Origin of the sequence: Methylophaga sp. UBA2689 (genome assembly GCA_002354555.1) — a bacterium.
In the GTDB taxonomy this organism is placed as follows: domain Bacteria; phylum Pseudomonadota; class Gammaproteobacteria; order Nitrosococcales; family Methylophagaceae; genus Methylophaga.
The window spans coordinates 64,496-83,798 of the sequence record DELT01000090.1; the positions used below are offsets into that span (position 1 = coordinate 64,496).

Consider the following 19,303-nt stretch of genomic DNA (forward strand, 5'->3'; position numbering starts at 1 on the left):
GTTTAACTGAAGAGCCTGAATATGGAAAATGCACCTGCTACAAATAATAGTACATTTGCTGCCAACACCCCGTTGGCAGTTATGCAAAATAATATTTCCCGGCAACCTATCACCAAACAGATCATGTTTTTATTGGCGATCGCGGCCAGTATTGCTGTTGGCGGTTATGTGTTTATGTGGTCGCAAACCCCTTCCTATCAGGTGTTATTTTCCGGCATGGAAGCTCAGGAATCCTCTGAAGTAGCCAATGTGCTGCAACAGATGCAAATTGATTATAAGCTGGATCCTACTACGGGAGCATTACTGGTTCCTGCTTCAGAAGTTCAGGGATTACGCTTACGTCTGGCAGCTGAAGGCCTGCCACGCAGTAGTTCTCAGGGTATGGAAATTCTCAGTCAGGAACAGGGGTTCGGCACTAGCCAGTTTATTGAGCAGGCGCGTTATCAGCGTGCGATGGAACAGGAACTTGCCCGTTCAGTGAGTGAATTGCAGAATGTTCGCAGTGCCCGTGTGCATCTGGCCATTCCCAAGCAATCAGTATTTGTACGTGAACGTAAGCCACCTACTGCTTCAGTGGTGGTCAATCTGTATGCCGGCAGAACATTGGAACGTGGTCATATCGCCGCTGTGACACACATGGTGGCAGCCAGTATCCCGAATATGAAAAGCTCGGATGTCACCGTTGTTGATCAGCGTGGTAATTTACTGAGCCAGCCAGAACGTAGTAACAGCTTGGCATTAAGTGATTCCCAGCTAGAGTTTACGCAAAAGCTTGAACAGTTATATATCAGCCGTATTGAAGATATTCTGACGCCCATTGTAGGTATGAATGGAGTGCGTGCACAGGTAGTTGCAGATGTTGACTTTACCGTCACAGAGCAAACTCAGGAAAGCTATAACCCGGATCTGGCAGCATTACGCAGCGAGCAACTTGCCGAAGAAGAGCGTGTGGGAGGATTTGGTCCTATGGGAGTACCGGGAGCACTGGCCAACCAGCCTCCTGGTGGTGGTGTAGCACCTGAACAAGCAGTGCAGGAAAATGTCGGTGAAGATGGAGAAGCGGTGGCTGAAACGGTCACGCCAGGCTCAAGTACACGTCGCAGCACACGTAATTTCGAGCTTGATCGTACTATCAGTCATAGCCGACTGGCTCCCGGCGACATTCGCAAGCTGAGCGTTGCTGTTTTGGTCGACGAACCGACCACCACCGATGCTGAAGGCAATGTTGTTACGACACCCATGAGTGATGCACAAATGGCGCGTATTAATACGTTGGTCATGGACGCAATTGGTTTCAATATGGCTCGAGGCGACAGTTTAAATGTTGTCAGTGCACCATTTGTAACTCCGATTGAAGCTGAGCCGCTTCCAGGTATTCCTCTTTGGGAACAAGCGTGGGTTTGGGACGTGGGTAAACAGGTCTTGGGTGCACTGGTTGTGTTATTCCTGATATTTGGTCTGATACGTCCAGCTTTCAGAGATTTGAATAAATCTCCTGATAAACAGTTAACCAACCAGAACGGTGAAAATGCCGAGGGAATGTCAGCAGAGCAAGTATTGTCAGAAAGTAGTAAAAACGGTGAGGATATTGCTAAACTGACGACTGGTTCTGAGCGCGTTGAACAGCATTTGACTAATATTCGCAGCTTAGTACAACAGGACCCTGCGCTGGTAGCGCAAGTGGTAAAAAACTGGGCAGCGAGTGATGCATAATGGCCGAACAACCCCGTAAGTTAACTGGTACAGAAAAAGCCGCTGTTTTTCTTCGTTCGATAGGTGAGGAAGATGCGGCTCAAGTGCTAAAGCATATGGGCCCGAAAGAGGTTCAGAAAATCGGTCAGGCCATGGCTACGTTGAGCAACGTTACCCGCGGTGAAGTTGAAACTGTTTTAAGCAATTTTGTTACGACTGTTGAGCAAGAAACAGGGCTCGGCATTGGATCCCATGACTATGTGCGAAAAATGCTGGTGGGTGCTCTGGGTGAAGAACGTGCAGGTGGTTTGCTAGACCGGATTCTTTCTGGCGGCAACACTAACGGCCTTGAACAACTAAAATGGATGGATGCGCGTGCTATCTATGAAGTGATTCGTCTGGAACATCCCCAAATAGTAGCGATAGTCTGTTCATTTCTCGATCCCGATCAGGCTGCTCAGGTACTTGGAATGTTTCCGGAACGTGATCAGGCCGCGATTTTACTACGGGTGGCTACATTGGATGGGGTGCAGCCAGCAGCGTTGAATGAGCTGAATGAAATCCTGGAAAAACAATTCAGTGGTAACGCTGGCGGACAAACTGCCACCGTTGGCGGGCCGAAAACAGCTGCTGATATTCTTAACTTTGTTGAGGGTAGTCGTGAAGCAGCCATTATGGAAAAAATCAAAGAATCCGAACCAGATCTCGGTCAGAACATCGAGGATTTGATGTTTGTGTTTGATAATCTGATTGATGTAGACGATCGTGGCATGCAAACATTGATGCGTGAAATTCAAACCGATCAGCTTCAGCTTGCACTCAAAGGCGCTGATGATAATCTCAAAGAGAAGTTTCTTAAAAATATGTCCCAACGTGCAGCAGAAATGCTGCGTGATGATCTTGAAGCGATGGGACCGGTGCGTATCAGTGATGTTGAAGCCGCGCAAAAATCCATTTTGTCTACCGCACGGATGTTGTCCGATAAAGGTGATATTGCATTAGGTAGCGGTGGTGGTGATGACTTCATCTGATGATCTTTATACCACCCAACATGCCAACGTTTTATCCGCCGAAGAACTCGCCAATGCCTATGAGCGATGGGAAGTTCCTCGGGTGGTATCAGTGTCGGATGTTGAAGCCGAAAATACCAATCCTTTAACCGTTGAAGCGTTAGAAGCTGTTCAACAGGCAGCTCAGGAAGAGGGTTTTAAGCTAGGTTATGATGAAGGTTTCCAGCAAGGTCATGAAGCAGGATTGAAAGCCGGAGAAACCGATATTCTGCAACAGGCTCAACAATGGAAAGCCTTAATTGACAGTCTGAATAATCCGCTTAAGAGCGTTGATTCAATTGTTGAACAGGATTTACTGTCGATGATCAGTCTGCTGGTGCGGCAAATGGTTTATCACGAACTTGAGCAAAAACCTGAAATGGTTTTGACCGCTGTTCGCGAAGCACTTGCAGTATTACCCGTCAGTGATCGCCAGCTAAAAGTTTATCTTAACCCTGAAGATATGGAGCTGGTAAAAAACGGCTTGAAACTGGATGAAGATACCGGCTGGCAATGGTACGAGGATCCGCTGGTAAGCCGAGGGGGAGCCAAGTTAGTGACAGCAGACACCACCATTGATGCCACCGTTGAAACCCGACTCAATAATTTGATTTCACGGTTATTAAGTCAAGAAAACCATCATGAACCCAGCTGAATTGCCAAACCAATCAACATCTTTGCATGATAGGTTGCAGCATCAGCTAGAGCGACTCACAGCCGATCATGAAACACCGATTACCGTGGAGGGACGATTGACCCGAATGGTTGGTCTGACGCTGGAGGCTGTTGGTTTCCAAGCCTCAATTGGTAGTCGTTGTGAAATTCATGCTCCTGGCAGAGAGCCTGTCGAAGCCGAAGTGGTAGGGTTTCATGATGAAACATTGTATTTAATGCCTACCGGCAATATTCGCGGCTTGGTTCCTAATGCCCGGGTCAGGCCGATCCGTAGTGATTCTCAGGTACCCGTTGGTAACGCTTTACTCGGCAGAATTGTCGACGGTGCCGGAAAACCGCTTGATGGACGTGGACCGTTGAACGTAAACGATAAAGTCCCTCTACATGGTAAAACGGTTAATCCACTATCCCGTGCACCGGTCAGACAACATTTGGATGTAGGCGTCCGAGCAATAAATACGTTAATGACGGTTGGACGTGGTCAGAGGATGGGGTTGTTTGCCGGGAGTGGCGTCGGCAAAAGTGTATTGCTGGGTATGATGACGCGTTTTACTGAAGCTGATGTCATCGTGGTGGGATTGATCGGTGAAAGGGGCCGTGAAGTTAAAGAGTTTATTGAAGATATTCTGGGTGAAGAAGGCTTAAAGCGTGCCGTGGTTGTTGCATCTCCAGCCGATCACTCACCCTTGATGCGGTTGCATGGCGCCATGCTGGCAACCAGTATTGCAGAATATTTTCGCGATCAGGGCAAGCAGGTATTGTTATTAATGGATTCACTGACACGTTTTGCCCAGGCTCAGCGTGAAATTGCTCTGGCAGTAGGTGAACCGCCAGCCACCAAGGGTTATCCTCCGTCGGTTTTTTCGTTATTGCCGCAACTTGTTGAACGTGCTGGCAGTGGTGAAGTCGGTGGTGGAGCAATAACCGCAATTTATACAGTGCTTACAGAAGGTGATGATCAGCAGGATCCAGTGGCCGATGCAGCTCGTGCCATACTTGATGGACACATCGTTTTATCCAGACAATTAGCTGAAGCCGGGCATTATCCGGCGATTGATGTTGAAGCGTCGATCAGTCGTGTCATGCCGCAGGTTGTTGATGTCAAACAACTGCAGCTGGCCCAGCAATTCAAGCGAATCTATTCTACTTACCGGCAAAATCAGGACTTAATTACCATTGGGGCCTATCAGGTAGGAAGCGATCAGCAAATTGATGAAGCCATTAATCGTTTTCCGGCACTGTCGGCAATGTTGAAACAGGACATGCATGTGGCGCATGATTGGAACAGTAGCCTGCAGTCATTGCAAAAACTGGCTTTTGGCCAGATGAGCAATTCACAGCAATTAAATGGACAACTGATGACAGCGGAGCAACGTAAATTCTAATTTTGGATAACACGATGGATTCGGGTGTTAAAGCAGTATGACACGGGCAAGCAAACTGATACCAGTGATTGAAATGGCCGGTCGCGAGACCGATAAGGCTATGCAAAGCCTGGTTCAGGCCAACAACGTGCTTGAGCAGGAAAAACATCAGCTTAATGATTTACTGCGTTATCGCGAAGAGTACCTGCAACAATTCCGACAAGGCGACGCTTTACAGATGAGTGCTCGCAAAGCAATTGATTTAAGATCGTTTCTTGCACAATTAGATAATGCTATTCGAATGCAACAACGCCACGTCGAACAGTGTTTTATGCAGACACAAAAACAACGACAGCTATGGCTGGAAGCCAAAAATAAACAACGATCTATTGAATCCCTCAAAGAACGCTATCAAAAAGAAGACGAGCAACGTCAGCTTAAACTGGAGCAGCGACTGGCAGATGAACATACCGCTATGCTCTGGGCACGCAAACATAAATAAACCCTGGCATAGTCTCTGCTTAGGTTTGTTATATGGTAATTTGAATACGACATTGGTTGTATAAACTCACAAGCGGACATTTTTGTCCGATCCTTATTGTATTGCGGCAAAAAATGTAATTAAAAAAGCTATAAATATGACGAATACAACGGAAAACCTTGATTGTGGAGAACAGTTAACCATCACTCAAATGGAGTCATGGTATGTGCAATGTTTAAAAATTCTGCTGGCAGGAAATAATGTATTTATTGATGTTAGCCGTTTGCAACGTATTGATACCGCGGCGTTACAATTACTCTATCAATTTCAACAACAGGCAGAGAAATATGATATTCAGGTGCACTGGTCTGTGATGAGTGATAGCTTTCAGGATGCCGTAAGTCTTTCCGGTCTATCTTTTAAAATGACCGATCAGCCATCAGTTGCCGATAATGATTCAATGGAGAATAACTAACATGGCCCGGATTCTAGTCGTCGATGATTCACCTTCGCTCAGACAGATGTTACAGATTATTTTGCAGAATTCAGGCCATGATGTGATGTGCGCAGAAGATGGCAAACAGGGCATTGACATGGCGACTGAACAACAATTTGAAATGGTATTAAGTGACTTTAATATGCCTCAACTGACTGGGCCTGAATTCATAACGATGCTTCGCTTGTTACCGCAATACCGCTTTACCCCAGTACTGTTGTTAACAACGGAAACAGATGAAGACAAAAAAAATCTTGGCCGTGTTTCAGGTGCCAGTGGTTGGTTAAAAAAACCGTTTGATCCTGAACAGTTGATTGATACTGTCAACTCACTGCTTAATTAATTTTCGATTGCCATGCATCCGCTTTTATCCTCTGCAACAGCTGCTTTTCATGAGGAAGCTCTGGAAACTTTAAATCAAATAGAGGATTGGCTATTAACATCATTGGATAGTTCCAGTAAGGGAGATGCTCATAGGCAAGATACTCTCAGGCTGTTGCACTCCCTCAAGGGGACTGCCGCCAGTTTCGAAAATGAAGCTATAGCAAAGGTTTGTCATGCAATAGAAAATATTCTGACGGAAAACCGCCAACTTAGCAGCCATGACAGGGACGGCCTACTGGTGGCAATTGATTTTTGCCGGAAATGCTTAAGTGGATCTGAATCAGATCCAGCATTACAAGATGAAAAACTGGCAAATTGCCTTGCTGGGATGAATCGTCGGGATAAGCAAAATAAGAATAATCGTAAACCACCGATTGTGTCGGAAATGAATGGTTCTGTCTGGCAAATTGATTTTGTACCGTATCCGCAGTTTTTTGAAAACGGCCATGATCCATTACGAATTATCAAATCATTACGCCAGTTTGGTCCGGTAAAAGTTTCCGTCTTCACTGATAAATTACCCGATTTTGCAGATTTTGACCTGTATAAATGTTACCTGCGCTGGCAGATAACACTTACTGCGGAAGTGAGCTACCAAAAAATTATCTCGCTGTTTGACTGGGTAAAACATGTCTGTGATGTCACGGTAGAAGTATTGGCTTTACCGCAGTCCAAAAGAGTTAATGAGCCAAATCGCTACAAAATGAGCGAGGCCAATCTGCAAGCATTATTAACCGTTTCACATACATTACAGTCTCAGCTAAAGCAGACATATGCACTTACTAACCAGTTAAATCAGACGGATAAAATTCGATTGACCCGCCGTAATCAGGCGATGAAACATCAACAGCAATTATTGCAACAGCAACTGTTACATATTTCGATGCGTCCATTGGCTGATGCTTTTGCCAGATTACCCCGCATGGCATTTGATCTGGCGAATAAAACCGATAAACCGATCCAGTTGAATATGGATATCGCGCCCATTGAAGTGGATAGCATGATAGTCAATTCGCTGATGGATCCATTAACCCATCTTTTGCGAAATACCTTCGCCCATGGAATTGAACCCACTGAGCTTCGCCAGCAGTCCGGCAAACCTGTACAAGGTCAAATACACATTATTGCTGAACAAGTTGATGAGCAACTGATCATTCGGTTCAGTGACGACGGAGCTGGTTTATCTGAAGAAAAGATTCTGGCTAAAGCAAAGCAGCTAGGGGGCAATTTACAGGGGATCACGCTCGATCAACAACGACTCAGTGACTGGGTATTTCGACCAGGCTTTTCCACCGCAGTAACAGCAGATGCTATCTCCGGAAGAGGTATCGGATTGGATGTTGTGAAGCAACATATTACCGATATGGGAGGGCGGATTGAGTTGATTTCGAGCAACGGCAGGGGATGCTGTTTTACCCTGTATATACCTGTACATCAGGCTTTAATGGATGTACAACTCATTCATGTTGATCAACAAACGCTAGCATTGCCATTAATAAATGTGCTGGATAGTTATGCTGCTGAAAGTAGCAGGTTAGTCTGGCATCGAGGCAAAAAGTGGTTTATTACTGATGATAACCGGCAAGTTCCATTGATTGATATCCGCCAATTCCTGCAATTGCCTGTGCGGGAAACAGATGAGCAGTCCGGTTTTATCGTTTTACTCAATACTGAAAACAGTGTTTTTGCAATGAAGGTAGATAGTTTGGCTGAACAGGCCCAACTGCTGATTAAGTCCTTACTTCCTCATTATCGACATGTAAACGGGGTCAAGGGGGTGGCAATACTGAATGAAGGAAATATTGCTTTACTGATCGATCCTGGCAAACTGCTGATGTCACTTACTATTTCCGGTGAGCAATGAAATCTGCCGCTAACCTGCCATTGGAAAATGATCTTTATCAGCTGATCGTTATCAATGATCAGCAATATGCGCTTCCAGTCCACTGCATTACGACTGTCCTGGCGTTGGAAAATATATTACGACTGCCTGGCACGGCCTCATGGTTATCTGGCGTTGTACATGTTCGCAATGCGATTGTGCCGGTCATTAATATAAATAAGTTGATTGAAGTTGACGATCCAGCGTATCAGTCAAACTGTCAATTACTGGTTTTGTTACACCACCCTCTGGACTCTCAACGATTACTCGGAATTAGTGTTACCGACCTGACGATTCTTATGTACCCATCAGAGCTTGCTGAAATGGCTTCAAGCTCATCCACACATCAGTGCCTGATAGATAGTGTGAATGATGATTCACAACAGATTCATTTACTTGATATAGCTAATCTATTTGAGCAATTGCTACAGGGACAGAATTAAACCATGGTTGGGCTAGGGACAAAACGAATTATTGCTGTTATGAATCAGACCCATGATGTCGGTAAAACTACCATCACCGCAAATATGGGTGTGATTTTGGCAGAAATGGGTTATCGGGTACTGATGCTGGATTTGGATCCACAGTCTGATCTAACCCGACAATTTGGGGTATCTGAAACGCAAATCGGGATGGATGCTTTACTCTCTTTTAAAGACGATGCCCGTGATTTAATACTACCACTAAGCGAACAACTGTCTTTAATCGCGTCGGGTCCCGAGCTGCATTTGTTCGAACAGCAAACACCATCAATAAAACTTGGTGTTAAACTGAAGCAACTACTTACTTCGACAATACAATCAGATGCGGATATCATTCTCATTGATTGTGCAGCAATCTCAGGATTATTAGGCACCAATGCTGTTTTGGCTGCGAGTGATATGCTTATTCCAGTATCTGCGGAGCATGGTGCATTGCGCGGTATGATAAAAATGCTACCAGTATTGCAACGGGTGTCAAAATTGAGATCTGATTCAATAAGGTTATGGTTATGTTTAAACAGATTGCCGGACGGTACTGATTTTGCCTACCAGTTTGGCGATTTATTGACACAGTATTTTCCGAAGCGAGTGCTAAAAACGGTGATATACGATAACGCGTCTGCTAATCCAGCTGATTATCAGTCTCTGGCAAATGATTTGCTATTGGGAAGAACAGACTGATGGCTGAGAATGCTCTTCAACATCACCCTATCAATGGGATAGCTGGGCTGGATGAGCAAGATATAACGCTGGTCGAGCACAATTTTGCTGCGTTAATGAGTTTTAGTGATGCATTAGCCGAGCGATTTTATCAGCGACTATTTTCTGAATACCCGGCAATAATGCCGTTGTTCAAATCAGTCACAATTGAAGGGCAACATAAGAAATTACTCGCGTCGATGGTTTTGTTGATCCAGCATTTACGTGACTCGGAAATGATCGAAGATTACCTTCAAGGGTTGGGGGTGCGACATCAGCAATATGGTGTCGAACAATCCCATTATGAGATATTCATCGAAAACTGGTTATCCGTGGTTGCCGAATTTTCTGAGCAGGAATGGGATGACACGTTACAGCACGCCTGGAAAAATGTTCTGGAGTATGTTGCTGAATTGATGCAGACTCCTGCCGGAAAGGTAGCTGAGTCGGCCACGGTTTATCAAACAGATCAGGCCCCGGCAGCAGAGTATGTGCTCACCTCTTTAGCTGTCGAGCAAACTGCCACGCCAATGATTATTATCGATTTAAATCTGGTGGTAAGTTACCTCAATGTAGCGGCAGAAACACTGCTAAAACAATATCAAGACAGTCTCAAAAAAATGTTTCCAGATATTAATGTTGAGAGGCTTAAAGGTGTTTCATTACAACATTTCGCTGAAGCAATTCCCTTCCCAATTGAGTGGCTAAGTGATTTCGAGCAGTTGCCTAAAAGTATTGATTTACGCAATGACTTTTTGGATTTGCGATTAACGATTTCTGTTCTTTACAAAAAAGATAAGCCAGAGGGGTTTCTGCTGGAGTGTTATCCTCATGGTGCGACTGGTGCAGTTCTATCATTATCCTCAACGCCGAGCGAAACCACTCCGATAGCACAAAATATTCTACCTGCACTGGAGAAAACGCTTTACCAGGTTCAACTGCAAAACAGTCATTTAACTGCCATGTTGCAGGAAATTGATGACGCTGTTTTTGAAACCAGTCTGCTGGCATTAAATTGTACTGTTGAAGCGGCAAAGCTGGGTGAGGATGCGCGTCAGCTTCGTGATTTTTCAATGGAAATTAGGGTGCTCAACCAGCAGTTAAGTCAATTGCTTCAGCCTTTGAAAATTCAGTGTGGTCAGCAACAGCAACAGCTGAATAAAAGCATTGAGCTTACACAGCAACTGGAAAAAGATCTTTCGCATACTCATATCGGCTGGGAAAATCGCAGCCGCCACTCCATAGAGCAAATCAGTCAGCAGTTGTCTCAGCAAACCAATGCATTAACGCAGTTGATTAAAGTAATCACTAAAAATACCGAACTATGAAATATAGAATCTGGCACAGCCATTGCTATCCATTACTTATAACAGTGCTATACGGCTACTAACCAGAGTTTAAGGAAATGAAATGACGCAACAGCTGACCCTCTCCTCGCTGAATGTTGCCCCGAACAAAACAGACAAAGCCATAACTTCTGCTGCAAACAGTAAAGATAATGAAGCCTTTGCCTCGGAACTGGATCGTCGGCTGAATGAACCTCAACGTTCAGATAAAGATAAACAGGCCAGGAATGACCTTAAAACAGATAATAAACAGTCTGAAACAACCACTAAAGCGGAAAAAACGGATGCAAAAGACGGCAAAGAATTGCCGCCTGAAAAAGCTGAAAAGGTAGAAAAGACGGAAACAAAGGCTGATAATTCAGAATTGGAATCCGATAAAACACCAACTAAAGAAATCATTGTTGATACTGATATCAAAACAGATAAAACTGAGAGTGAGGATGAAAGTGATCCTTTAATGATTTTGGCGGTTACACCAGTGACGGATAAGAAAACTGAAAAGCAACAGCTCGCCACAACGCCAGTAATAAATATTCCACAGTCCGGTGATAAGGATATGAAAACATCTGTGCTTGCGACTCAGGGTAAGTCTGGTAATGCAGATTTTTCAGCAACTTCAATCCGTGCAGATATACTTCAGGCAATCCAGAAGCAAAATGTGGAAGGTGATGCGGTTACCACCGAAAAGGTTAAGTTAATGATGCAAACGGCGGGGAAAACCCCGGAACAGTTGATGACAGCCAGTGCCGAAACACTTTCCGCGATGCGGCAACTCGATCCTCAGGCGGAGAGAAGTTCAGCCAGCAAACTCAGTAGTCCTTTGGCATTTTCCACCATACCGGGTATGACCACATCAGTGGCCGGTACGCCGAGTCTTGCTAATCCCGCTTTATCGCTGGATATACAACCTCAGCTTAACAGTTCAGCTTGGGGCAAAGTGATGAGTAGCCGAGTGGTTTGGATGGCGCGTGAGGGGGTTCAACAAGCAGAGTTAAGGCTGAATCCTGCTAATCTCGGTCCTGTAGAGGTCAGATTGACCATGCAAAATGATCAGACCAATGTTACTTTTATTGCTTCAAATGCAGCAGCACGGGATGCTTTGGAACAGGCTTTGCCGAGATTACGTGAGAGTTTCAACGAAAGCGGATTGGCATTAAATAATGCTGAAGTAAGCCATCAGGATCAGCCTTCACAGGGGTCTGAGCAGGATGAGCAGTTACATGACGGCAATAATATAGCTCAAGTTATTATTGAAACGGACGATATTGACAATGAAGCAACACAGTTATCAGTTGATTCACCAGATAATAGTGTCGGTGTGAGTGTGTTTGCATGATAATTACAATAATTATAAACATAGAAGGGAGAATGCGGCGTGTTTAAGTTAGAGAATTATTCGCTGAGAAAACGCATGTACATTGTTGCCGGTTTTGGCATTATCGGTTTGGTGGTGCTGGCCGGGTTAATGTTCTACATGGAACTGAACGCGGTGACCTCGATGCAACAACTTAAAGTGGTGGGTGGATTTGTTGTTATCGGTAGTGCACTGATCATGTTTATGGCACATGTTATTGGACGTTTTGGTGACAAACGTGCAACCACATTGGTCAATGGTATTCAGAATATTAAGAAAGGCGACCTCACGCAAAAAATTGCCATTTCCGGTAAAAGTGATTTTAGCTGGATGGCTTTTGAACTCGACAGTGCCCGCAAAAATGTTGCTAATCTGGTGCACACTCTTATTGGTGGTGTCAGTCAACTGAATACCGCAACCCAAAACATGACTGTCATCAGTAAAGAAACGGTGACGGGAGTATTAAAACAGCAGGAAGAAACTGATCAAGTCGCGACAGCGATGAATGAAATGACCGCCTCTGTTCAGGAAGTGGCCCGTACTGCAACCAATGCCGCTGAGGCGGCACGAAATGCCGATAATGAAGCGAAAGCCGGCAAGCAGGTGGTACTGGAGACAATGCAGTCTATTGATACTCTGGCCAGCGAAGTTGAAAAAGCGGCAGAGACCTTAAGTGAACTGGAAGCTGATATTGGCAATATCGGTGCAATCGTTGATGTCATACGCGGTATTACTGAGCAAACCAACCTTTTGGCATTGAATGCTGCCATTGAAGCCGCTCGTGCTGGTGAGCATGGACGTGGTTTTGCGGTTGTTGCTGATGAGGTTCGCACGCTTGCTGCCAGAACACAGTCATCAACACACGAAATTGAAGAAATGGTAGAGCGTTTGCAGCAAGGTGCCCGTGCTGCCGTGAAAGTCATGAATGAAAGCCGAGAAAGTGCCAAGACCAGTGTCGAAAAAGCTGCCAGTGCAGGTTCCGCGCTCGATACGATTACGGCAATGATTTCGACCATGGATGAGATGAGCACGCAGATTTCAAATGCTGCTAATGAACAAAGTTCTGTTGCAGAAGATATTAATCGCGGTATTGTTAATATCAGTCAGATTGCTGATCATACTGCAGATGGTGCACGTGCTACTTCAGAAGCGGTTGATACACTAAGCAGCCTGTCTTCGCAATTGCAGGATGCTTCAGGGAAATTTAAAGTTTAACTTTTAAAATGATACTGATACAAATAAAAGCCCGCTGACTGCGGGCTTTTTTATGAGGCTTCAACGTAATTCGTTTTCAATCTCAATCAGCTTTTGCATTGGATCCGCTGCAGCGGTTATCGGGCGACCTATGACCAGATAATGACTACCAGCCTGAATAGCCTGGGCAGGTGTCATGATTCGATGTTGATCACCTTTTGCACTGCCTGCCGGACGAATGCCTGGGGTCACTAATTGAAACTGGCTGCCCAGTTCGGCTTTTAACATAGCCGTTTCGTGCGCCGAGCAAACCACCCCATCCAAGCCGTTATCTGCTGCCATTACAGCAAGCCGAAGGACCGTTTCGGGAATCGTGCCCTGTAAACCTATCGCTTCAAATGTTTGCTGATCCATACTGGTGAGCAGTGTCACTCCTATCAGTAAAGGTGCATCATGATGGCTGCCGATGGCTTCACGTGCTGCAGACATCATTGCCGGTCCACCCAACGTATGAACGTTCATCATCCAGACGCCTAAATCAGCAGCGGCCGCACAGGCTTTAGCAACAGTATTCGGTATATCGTGATATTTTAAATCCAGAAAAATATCAAAACCTTTTTGCTGTAACGTTTTGACGATTTCCGGGCCGCTGCGGGTAAATAATTCTTTCCCGATTTTGAGGCGGCAACGCGAAGGATCCAGCTGATCGGCCATGTTCAGCGCGGCATTCGCATCGGGGTAATCTAACGCCACAATAATTTTTGATTGACTCATACTGCTTTCCATTAAAAATTGTATGCAGATCCTACCTTAACTGACAGGGGATTGCGTCTGAATTCACTGAAACCTTATCGATAATGCTATCCTGTGCGCCAATTTTTGATGAGTTAACACAATGAAATTTGCGACATCAGCACAGGATGGATTGGCCCGCCGCGGCCAACTGAGTTTTGACCGGGGGACCATTGAAACCCCCGCTTTTATGCCGGTTGGGACTTACGGTTCAGTTAAAGCAATGACGCCGGAAGAGGTCAAAGCTACTGGAGCTGAGATCATTCTGGGGAATACCTTTCACCTGATGTTGCGGCCCGGCACCGATATTATTCAGCGGCATGGTGATTTACATGACTTCATGCGTTGGGATAAGCCTATCTTAACCGACTCCGGTGGTTTTCAGGTCTTTAGTCTCGGTGAGCTTCGCAAGATAACTGAACAGGGTGTGCATTTCCGCTCGCCAGTCAGTGGTGACAAAGTCTTTATGGGACCTGAGGAATCCATGGCTGTGCAACGCGCCTTAGGCAGTGACATTGTAATGATTTTTGATGAATGTACGCCGTATCCTGCTGATGAAAAAACTGCGGCTATTTCTATGCGTTTGTCATTACGTTGGGCGGCACGCAGCAAAGCAGCACATGGAGACAATCCATCGGCATTATTCGGGATCGTGCAAGGGGGTATGCATGAAGATTTACGTGATGAATCTTTGGCCGGACTGACAGAGATCGGCTTTGATGGCTATGCGATCGGTGGTTTGTCAGTAGGAGAACCAAAAGCAGACATGCTGCGAATTCTCAACCACCTCAGCGAGAAAATGCCAACGGATAAACCGCGCTATCTGATGGGCGTTGGTCGGCCGGAAGATCTGGTTGAAGCGGTTTGTCTGGGTGTGGATATGTTTGACTGCGTGATGCCAACGCGGAATGCCCGAAATGGTCATTTATTTGTACATGAAGACGTCATTAAAATTCGTAACAGTCGTCATAAAACGGACACGGGACCATTGGATCCTTACTGTGATTGTTATACCTGTAAAAATTACAGTAGAGCCTATTTGCATCATTTGGATCGTACCGGTGAGATGCTCGGTCCACGACTGAATACCATTCATAATCTGCATTACTATCAGCGCTTGATGCAACAGCTGAGAGACGCAATTGCAGCAGGAAATCTTCAGCAGTTTCGTCAATCGTTTTACGCAATGCGTCAGGATCGTGCAGATTAGGTTAATTGGCTATCAGCCGGCCGTTGGCTGTGGCATAATCACTGTCTTTTATTTGCCAGTTTAGAGGAAATATGATGGATTTTCTGATTTCACCAGCTTTTGCTGAAACTGCAGCATCGGCTGGGTCCCCGGGCTTGCTTGATTTTGCGTTCCCAATCATTTTATTGGTGCTTTTTTACGTGATGTTGATTCGTCCCCAGCAAAAACGCGCTAAAGCTCACCGTACCATGCAGCAATCACTGGCTAAAGGTGACGAAGTTGTAACGGACGGTGGCTTGATGGGCAAAATTAACGAGATCAACGACAATGCAATAAATCTGCAGATTGCAGAAACAGTTGAAGTTAAAGTACGTCGTGAATCAATCAATTCAGTGCTTCCAAAAGGCACATTGAAAAAACTGTAAATACAAAAAGGCTGCCTGCAAGCAGCCTTTTTGCTATCTGGATATCAAGATGAACCGATACCCCCTCTGGAAAAATCTCTTGGTTGTGGCTGTTATCGTCACCGCCATTATCTATGCCATGCCAAACCTTTTTGGTGATGATCCTGCCGTACAGGTTTCTGCCGGAAGACTGAACAGCGTTGATTTGCAGTTGGTTAATGAAATCGAATCAACCCTTAAACAGGCTGAAATTCCATACAAAGGTGTAGTGCTTGAAGAAAACCGTTTGTTGATTCGTTTCAGTGAAGCCAATGAGCAGCTCGAGGCACGTGAACTTATTCAGCAAAAACTGAGTTCTAAAGATTATATCGTCGCTTTAAATCTAGCGCCCAATACACCAGCCTGGTTACAGTCTCTTGGGGCCGAACCGATGAATCTTGGTCTGGATTTGCGCGGTGGTGTGCATTTCCTGATGGAAGTGGACATGAATGCAGTGCTGAAGCAAACACTCGAAAGTTATGCCAGCGATATCCGAATTTTATTGCGAGATAAAACGATTCGCTATACCCAGGTCAATGTAGAAAATGGTGTTTTGACCTTTGGCTTTCGGGAAGCAGCAGATCGTGACGCGGCAATTGATGAAATCGAGCGCGAATACAATGAGCTTGAGGTTGCCATCAATGAAAACGCAGAGCGTCCAACAGTAACCATAAACTTAAATGAAACGATTGTTCGTGAAACGCAGAACCTGGCTTTACAACAAAACATCACTACTTTGCGAAATCGTATTAACGAGCTGGGTGTTGCCGAGCCGACCGTCCAGCAACAGGGGCAAGATCGCATAGTTGTTCAATTGCCGGGCGTTCAGGATACCGCTCAGGCGAAAAAAATTCTTGGTGCCACGGCTACTCTGGAATTTCGCTTAGTCGATTTTGAAAGTGATGTTCAGGGTGCGGTCAACGGACGAGTCCCTGCCAATTCTGAATTATATTATCATCGTGATGGCAGACCTTATCTATTGAATAAGCGGGTGATGTTGACTGGTGAACATGTTATCAATGCAGCCTCAACAATAGATGGTCAATCCGGTTCACCAGCGGTATCGGTGACATTAGATGGAAAAGGCGCTCGGATATTCAGCAATATTACCCGTGACAATATCGGTAACCCGATGGCAGTAGTGTTCATTGAATCTAAAGTTGAAACACAAACAATTGACGGTGAAGAAGTCAGTGTTCGTCGTCAAATCCCGGAGATTATCAGTGTCGCTACTATTCGTGATCAACTCGGTAAAAAGTTTCAGATAACCGGATTGGATAGCACGACTGAAGCACGGGATCTGGCTTTATTATTACGTGCAGGTGCATTGGCAGCACCAATCGATATTGTCGAAGAGCGTACGGTCGGACCAAGTCTGGGACAGGAAAATATTGATCAGGGTTTTGCTTCAGTAATGATCGGCTTTGCTCTGGTACTGGTATTTATGATTGTCTGGTATCGATTGTTTGGTGCAGTGGCTAATCTGGCTTTAGCAGCCAACCTGGTGTTAATTGTGGCGTTGTTATCCATGTTACAGGCCACACTCACCATGCCAGGTATTGCAGGTATTGTGTTGACAGTTGGTATGGCGGTTGATGCGAATGTGCTTATTTTCGAGCGTATTCGGGAAGAATTAAGACTGGGTAACAGCCCACGTGCCAGTATTGATGCCGGTTATTCGAAAGCATTTTCAACCATTGCTGACGCTAACATTACAACGTTGATTGCTGCGATAGTGTTATTCGGTTTTGGTACCGGAACGATTAAGGGGTTTGCTATCACACTTACGTTAGGCATTTTGACATCAATGTTTACTGCGATTGTGGGCACACGAATGGTGATTAACCTTGTTTATGGCCGTAAGCAACGACCAAAACTGTCCATTTAATTAAGGCTTGTGTCATGCATTTATTGAGCAAAGAAACAAACATTAATTTCGTCGGGATTCGGAAAATTGCATTAGCATTTTCGGCAGTATTATTACTGATTTCGGCGTATTCAATCGTGACCAACAGTTTGAATTTCGGAATCGATTTTACCGGCGGCACGATGATTGAAGTGGGATATCCTCAGGCAGTCGACCTGGGGGAGGTCCGTACAATACTTGAACAAGGTGGCTACGGCGATGCTTTAGTTCAGAATTTCGGCTCTTTAACGGACGTACTGATACGTTTGCCCGTTATTGAAAGCGAAAATATGGCTGAAATAAGTAATCAGGTTGTGGCTTTATTGCAGGCAGAGCAAACCGATGCTATTGAGGTTAGAAGAGTCGAGTTTGTAGGGCCTCAGGTGGGTGAAGAGCTTGCTGAAGATGGCGGTCTGGCAATGGTTTATGCCCTGATTGGTATTCTTATTTATGTAGCCTTGCGGTTTGAATATCGCTTTGCGATTGCATCGGTGCTTGCGTTGGTTCATGACGTTGTTATTACTGTCGGTTTTTTCTCGTTATTCCGTCTGGATTTCGATCTGACAGTGTTGGCTGCTATCCTGGCCGTAATAGGTTATTCGCTGAACGATACCATTGTAGTCTTTGACAGGATCCGTGAAAGTTTTCTGAAGATGCGTAAAGCGGAACCCGTTGAAGTAATTAATACTTCGATTAATGCCACTTTAGGCCGGACTATCATGACATCGATGACAACATTGCTGGTTGTCATAGCATTATTTGTATTTGGCGGTGAAGTGATTCACGCTTTTGCAACCGCGCTGCTTATCGGCATTCTGGTGGGGACTTATTCATCTATTTATGTTGCGGGCACTGCCATATTGCTGATGGGTGTGACCAAAGCGGACTTGATGCCGCCTGAAAAAGATGAAGATGGTGAAGTCAACCCGGACGGGAGTCAGGTTTAAATTTAAAAGGCCCGCATTATGCGGGCCTTTTTTTATTGATACTTTTTGGCAGCAGGAACAGTGTCTTCGTATTCGGTTCGTTTTGTACGAGCTTTTTCCATAGAGATAACATTGTCTGAAAGTTGGCTGGTATTGTAATGCTGATCAAGCTCATGTTGAGTTTCCACTTTGAGGATGCGTAATCCCTCATAGTTACTCTGATAACTCATGAACGTAGCAAACTCTTCAAGTCCTTGCATGATTTGCCTTAGATCCAATTCCAGTGATTTGTTTTTCATTTTTCTCACTCTGTTCCTAGTATGAACCGTAGCGGCCTCTTGCAAGAAATCTTGAGAAAAAATCATCCTGCCAAATGTGGAAGTGGTTTATATCAACCACTTTTAACGTTAGGAATGTAGTTTTATAAGATAAAAAAGATGTAACCAATTGATTGTAAAGGTAATGATATTTTTACAGGAGTACAGTTAGGATAATTTCCTGAAAGGTTAAGGATTTTCCTGATGGTCAAGGATCTCTAAGTACGTATCTTTGAAAGGGTTTTATAATGGAAGGAGAAATGAATGTATCACCTAAAAAAATATGGATTGTTCCTGCTTTTCGTCTGGCCACAGTGGTTAATGGCTGATGAAATTGATGTGACCATGCATTATGTGGGGCCTACTGAAGGACAAGTCTGGCTTGGCGTGCAACAGGGACTTCAGGAAGCTAATCTTCAGGGGGGGTTCCTGGGGCAAAAATACCAAATAGAAGTTGTTGAGCCTGATGCACTGGAAACAACTGAGATTAAAACGGTGCTGTTGTTAGCAACAGATGACGATTACATAATGAAAGCCGCTCAATCAGAAAAGTTTGCTGCAATACCGGTGATAAATCTTATTTCACGCTCGGATGAATTACGTGAATCTTGTCTGCCGAATCTATTTCATAT

General features: G+C 44.9%; 19 protein-coding genes and 2 pseudogenes. 19 read left to right on the forward strand and 2 right to left on the reverse strand.

Going from position 1 to position 19,303, the window contains the following annotated elements:
* Window positions 1–21 precede the first annotated feature (21 nt).
* The 14 genes and pseudogenes from fliF (at window position 22) to B3M51_RS10770 (ending at window position 13,119) form a co-directional block, all read left to right on the forward strand.
* Window positions 22–1,713: a flagellar basal-body MS-ring/collar protein FliF gene (fliF, locus tag B3M51_RS10710; protein WP_292759097.1), complete on the forward strand. Its 1,692-nt coding sequence runs from the start codon at window positions 22–24 to the stop codon at window positions 1,711–1,713.
* On the forward strand, window positions 1,713–2,723 hold the full coding sequence (gene fliG / locus B3M51_RS10715; protein WP_292479226.1) for a flagellar motor switch protein FliG: 1,011 nt from the start codon (window positions 1,713–1,715) through the stop codon (window positions 2,721–2,723). The genes fliF and fliG overlap by 1 nt, the downstream gene beginning before the upstream one ends.
* Window positions 2,710–3,396, forward strand: coding sequence for a flagellar assembly protein FliH (locus B3M51_RS10720; protein WP_292759101.1), 687 nt, complete (start codon window positions 2,710–2,712; stop codon window positions 3,394–3,396). Before fliG ends, B3M51_RS10720 begins: the two co-directional genes overlap by 14 nt.
* Window positions 3,383–4,801, forward strand: a complete 1,419-nt coding sequence (gene fliI / locus B3M51_RS10725; protein WP_292759104.1) for a flagellar protein export ATPase FliI — start codon at window positions 3,383–3,385, stop codon at window positions 4,799–4,801. The genes B3M51_RS10720 and fliI overlap by 14 nt, the downstream gene beginning before the upstream one ends.
* Window positions 4,802–4,838: 37 nt before the next feature.
* Window positions 4,839–5,282 carry a flagellar export protein FliJ gene (gene fliJ / locus B3M51_RS10730; RefSeq protein ID WP_041354597.1) on the forward strand — a complete coding sequence of 148 codons (444 nt, stop codon included), beginning with the start codon at window positions 4,839–4,841 and terminating at the stop codon, window positions 5,280–5,282.
* Between the two features lie 136 nt (window positions 5,283–5,418).
* Window positions 5,419–5,736, forward strand: a complete 318-nt coding sequence (locus B3M51_RS10735) for an STAS domain-containing protein (protein WP_292759109.1) — start codon at window positions 5,419–5,421, stop codon at window positions 5,734–5,736.
* Between the two features lies 1 nt (window position 5,737).
* Window positions 5,738–6,100, forward strand: a complete 363-nt coding sequence (locus tag B3M51_RS10740) for a response regulator (protein WP_292479233.1) — start codon at window positions 5,738–5,740, stop codon at window positions 6,098–6,100.
* Between the two features lie 12 nt (window positions 6,101–6,112).
* Window positions 6,113–6,346 (forward strand): annotated as a pseudogene (locus B3M51_RS14485) (Hpt domain-containing protein); the annotation flags it as partial.
* Window positions 6,347–6,379: 33 nt separating this feature from the next.
* Window positions 6,380–8,005 carry a chemotaxis protein CheA gene (locus B3M51_RS10745; RefSeq protein ID WP_292759113.1) on the forward strand — a complete coding sequence of 542 codons (1,626 nt, stop codon included), beginning with the start codon at window positions 6,380–6,382 and terminating at the stop codon, window positions 8,003–8,005.
* Entirely contained in the window at window positions 8,002–8,466 is a 465-nt protein-coding gene (locus B3M51_RS10750; protein ID WP_292759115.1) for a chemotaxis protein CheW, read from the forward strand. The genes B3M51_RS10745 and B3M51_RS10750 overlap by 4 nt, the downstream gene beginning before the upstream one ends.
* Window positions 8,467–8,469: 3 nt before the next feature.
* Window positions 8,470–9,186 (forward strand): ParA family protein, encoded by a 717-nt coding sequence (locus B3M51_RS10755; protein WP_292479237.1) that lies wholly within the window; start codon window positions 8,470–8,472, stop codon window positions 9,184–9,186.
* On the forward strand, window positions 9,186–10,532 hold the full coding sequence (locus B3M51_RS10760) for a globin domain-containing protein (protein WP_292759119.1): 1,347 nt from the start codon (window positions 9,186–9,188) through the stop codon (window positions 10,530–10,532). Before B3M51_RS10755 ends, B3M51_RS10760 begins: the two co-directional genes overlap by 1 nt.
* Before the next feature lie 82 nt (window positions 10,533–10,614).
* Window positions 10,615–11,886: a flagellar hook-length control protein FliK gene (locus tag B3M51_RS10765; RefSeq protein WP_292759122.1), complete on the forward strand. Its 1,272-nt coding sequence runs from the start codon at window positions 10,615–10,617 to the stop codon at window positions 11,884–11,886.
* Window positions 11,887–11,925: 39 nt separating this feature from the next.
* The gene (locus tag B3M51_RS10770) at window positions 11,926–13,119 is read left to right on the forward strand and encodes a methyl-accepting chemotaxis protein (RefSeq protein ID WP_292400794.1); all 1,194 of its coding nucleotides are present in this window, start codon (window positions 11,926–11,928) and stop codon (window positions 13,117–13,119) included.
* Window positions 13,120–13,179: 60 nt separating this feature from the next.
* Here B3M51_RS10770 and pyrF read toward each other — a convergent pair whose 3' ends face one another.
* The gene (gene pyrF, locus B3M51_RS10775; RefSeq protein WP_292479240.1) at window positions 13,180–13,872 is read right to left on the reverse strand and encodes an orotidine-5'-phosphate decarboxylase; all 693 of its coding nucleotides are present in this window, start codon (window positions 13,870–13,872) and stop codon (window positions 13,180–13,182) included.
* 121 nt (window positions 13,873–13,993) lie between these two features.
* Between pyrF and tgt the strand changes: the two genes are divergently transcribed.
* The 4 genes from tgt (at window position 13,994) to secF (ending at window position 18,375) form a co-directional block, all read left to right on the forward strand.
* On the forward strand, window positions 13,994–15,100 hold the full coding sequence (gene tgt, locus B3M51_RS10780) for a tRNA guanosine(34) transglycosylase Tgt (protein WP_292759125.1): 1,107 nt from the start codon (window positions 13,994–13,996) through the stop codon (window positions 15,098–15,100).
* A gap of 74 nt (window positions 15,101–15,174) precedes the next feature.
* Entirely contained in the window at window positions 15,175–15,504 is a 330-nt protein-coding gene (gene yajC / locus B3M51_RS10785; RefSeq protein ID WP_292479242.1) for a preprotein translocase subunit YajC, read from the forward strand.
* A 49-nt stretch (window positions 15,505–15,553) separates the two neighbouring features.
* Window positions 15,554–17,410 carry a protein translocase subunit SecD gene (secD, locus tag B3M51_RS10790; protein WP_292759128.1) on the forward strand — a complete coding sequence of 619 codons (1,857 nt, stop codon included), beginning with the start codon at window positions 15,554–15,556 and terminating at the stop codon, window positions 17,408–17,410.
* Window positions 17,411–17,424: 14 nt separating this feature from the next.
* Window positions 17,425–18,375: a protein translocase subunit SecF gene (secF, locus tag B3M51_RS10795; RefSeq protein ID WP_292479245.1), complete on the forward strand. Its 951-nt coding sequence runs from the start codon at window positions 17,425–17,427 to the stop codon at window positions 18,373–18,375.
* Window positions 18,376–18,407: 32 nt separating this feature from the next.
* On the opposite strand, the gene B3M51_RS10800 is transcribed toward secF, so the two are convergent.
* Window positions 18,408–18,653 carry a hypothetical protein gene (locus B3M51_RS10800; RefSeq protein ID WP_292759131.1) on the reverse strand — a complete coding sequence of 82 codons (246 nt, stop codon included), beginning with the start codon at window positions 18,651–18,653 and terminating at the stop codon, window positions 18,408–18,410.
* A 282-nt stretch (window positions 18,654–18,935) separates the two neighbouring features.
* Here B3M51_RS10800 and B3M51_RS10805 point away from each other — a divergent pair.
* Window positions 18,936–19,303, forward strand: a pseudogene (locus B3M51_RS10805) (hypothetical protein); the annotation flags it as partial.

What these genes read in the sequence shown, in the direction of transcription:
- B3M51_RS10740 (WP_292479233.1), top strand. Translation starts at nt 5,738, where the DNA reads ATGGCCCGGATTCTAGTCGTCGATGATTCACCTTCGCTCAGACAGATG.
- B3M51_RS10735 (WP_292759109.1), top strand. Translation starts at nt 5,419, where the DNA reads ATGACGAATACAACGGAAAACCTTGATTGTGGAGAACAGTTAACCATC.
- B3M51_RS10765 (WP_292759122.1), top strand. Translation starts at nt 10,615, where the DNA reads ATGACGCAACAGCTGACCCTCTCCTCGCTGAATGTTGCCCCGAACAAA.
- B3M51_RS10755 (WP_292479237.1), top strand. Translation starts at nt 8,470, where the DNA reads ATGGTTGGGCTAGGGACAAAACGAATTATTGCTGTTATGAATCAGACC.
- secF (WP_292479245.1), top strand. Translation starts at nt 17,425, where the DNA reads ATGCATTTATTGAGCAAAGAAACAAACATTAATTTCGTCGGGATTCGG.
- pyrF (WP_292479240.1), bottom strand. Translation starts at nt 13,872, where the DNA reads ATGAGTCAATCAAAAATTATTGTGGCGTTAGATTACCCCGATGCGAAT.
- secD (WP_292759128.1), top strand. Translation starts at nt 15,554, where the DNA reads ATGAACCGATACCCCCTCTGGAAAAATCTCTTGGTTGTGGCTGTTATC.
- B3M51_RS10760 (WP_292759119.1), top strand. Translation starts at nt 9,186, where the DNA reads ATGGCTGAGAATGCTCTTCAACATCACCCTATCAATGGGATAGCTGGG.
- B3M51_RS10800 (WP_292759131.1), bottom strand. Translation starts at nt 18,653, where the DNA reads ATGAAAAACAAATCACTGGAATTGGATCTAAGGCAAATCATGCAAGGA.
- fliJ (WP_041354597.1), top strand. Translation starts at nt 4,839, where the DNA reads ATGACACGGGCAAGCAAACTGATACCAGTGATTGAAATGGCCGGTCGC.
- B3M51_RS10720 (WP_292759101.1), top strand. Translation starts at nt 2,710, where the DNA reads ATGACTTCATCTGATGATCTTTATACCACCCAACATGCCAACGTTTTA.
- fliI (WP_292759104.1), top strand. Translation starts at nt 3,383, where the DNA reads ATGAACCCAGCTGAATTGCCAAACCAATCAACATCTTTGCATGATAGG.
- fliF (WP_292759097.1), top strand. Translation starts at nt 22, where the DNA reads ATGGAAAATGCACCTGCTACAAATAATAGTACATTTGCTGCCAACACC.
- yajC (WP_292479242.1), top strand. Translation starts at nt 15,175, where the DNA reads ATGGATTTTCTGATTTCACCAGCTTTTGCTGAAACTGCAGCATCGGCT.
- B3M51_RS10750 (WP_292759115.1), top strand. Translation starts at nt 8,002, where the DNA reads ATGAAATCTGCCGCTAACCTGCCATTGGAAAATGATCTTTATCAGCTG.
- fliG (WP_292479226.1), top strand. Translation starts at nt 1,713, where the DNA reads ATGGCCGAACAACCCCGTAAGTTAACTGGTACAGAAAAAGCCGCTGTT.
- tgt (WP_292759125.1), top strand. Translation starts at nt 13,994, where the DNA reads ATGAAATTTGCGACATCAGCACAGGATGGATTGGCCCGCCGCGGCCAA.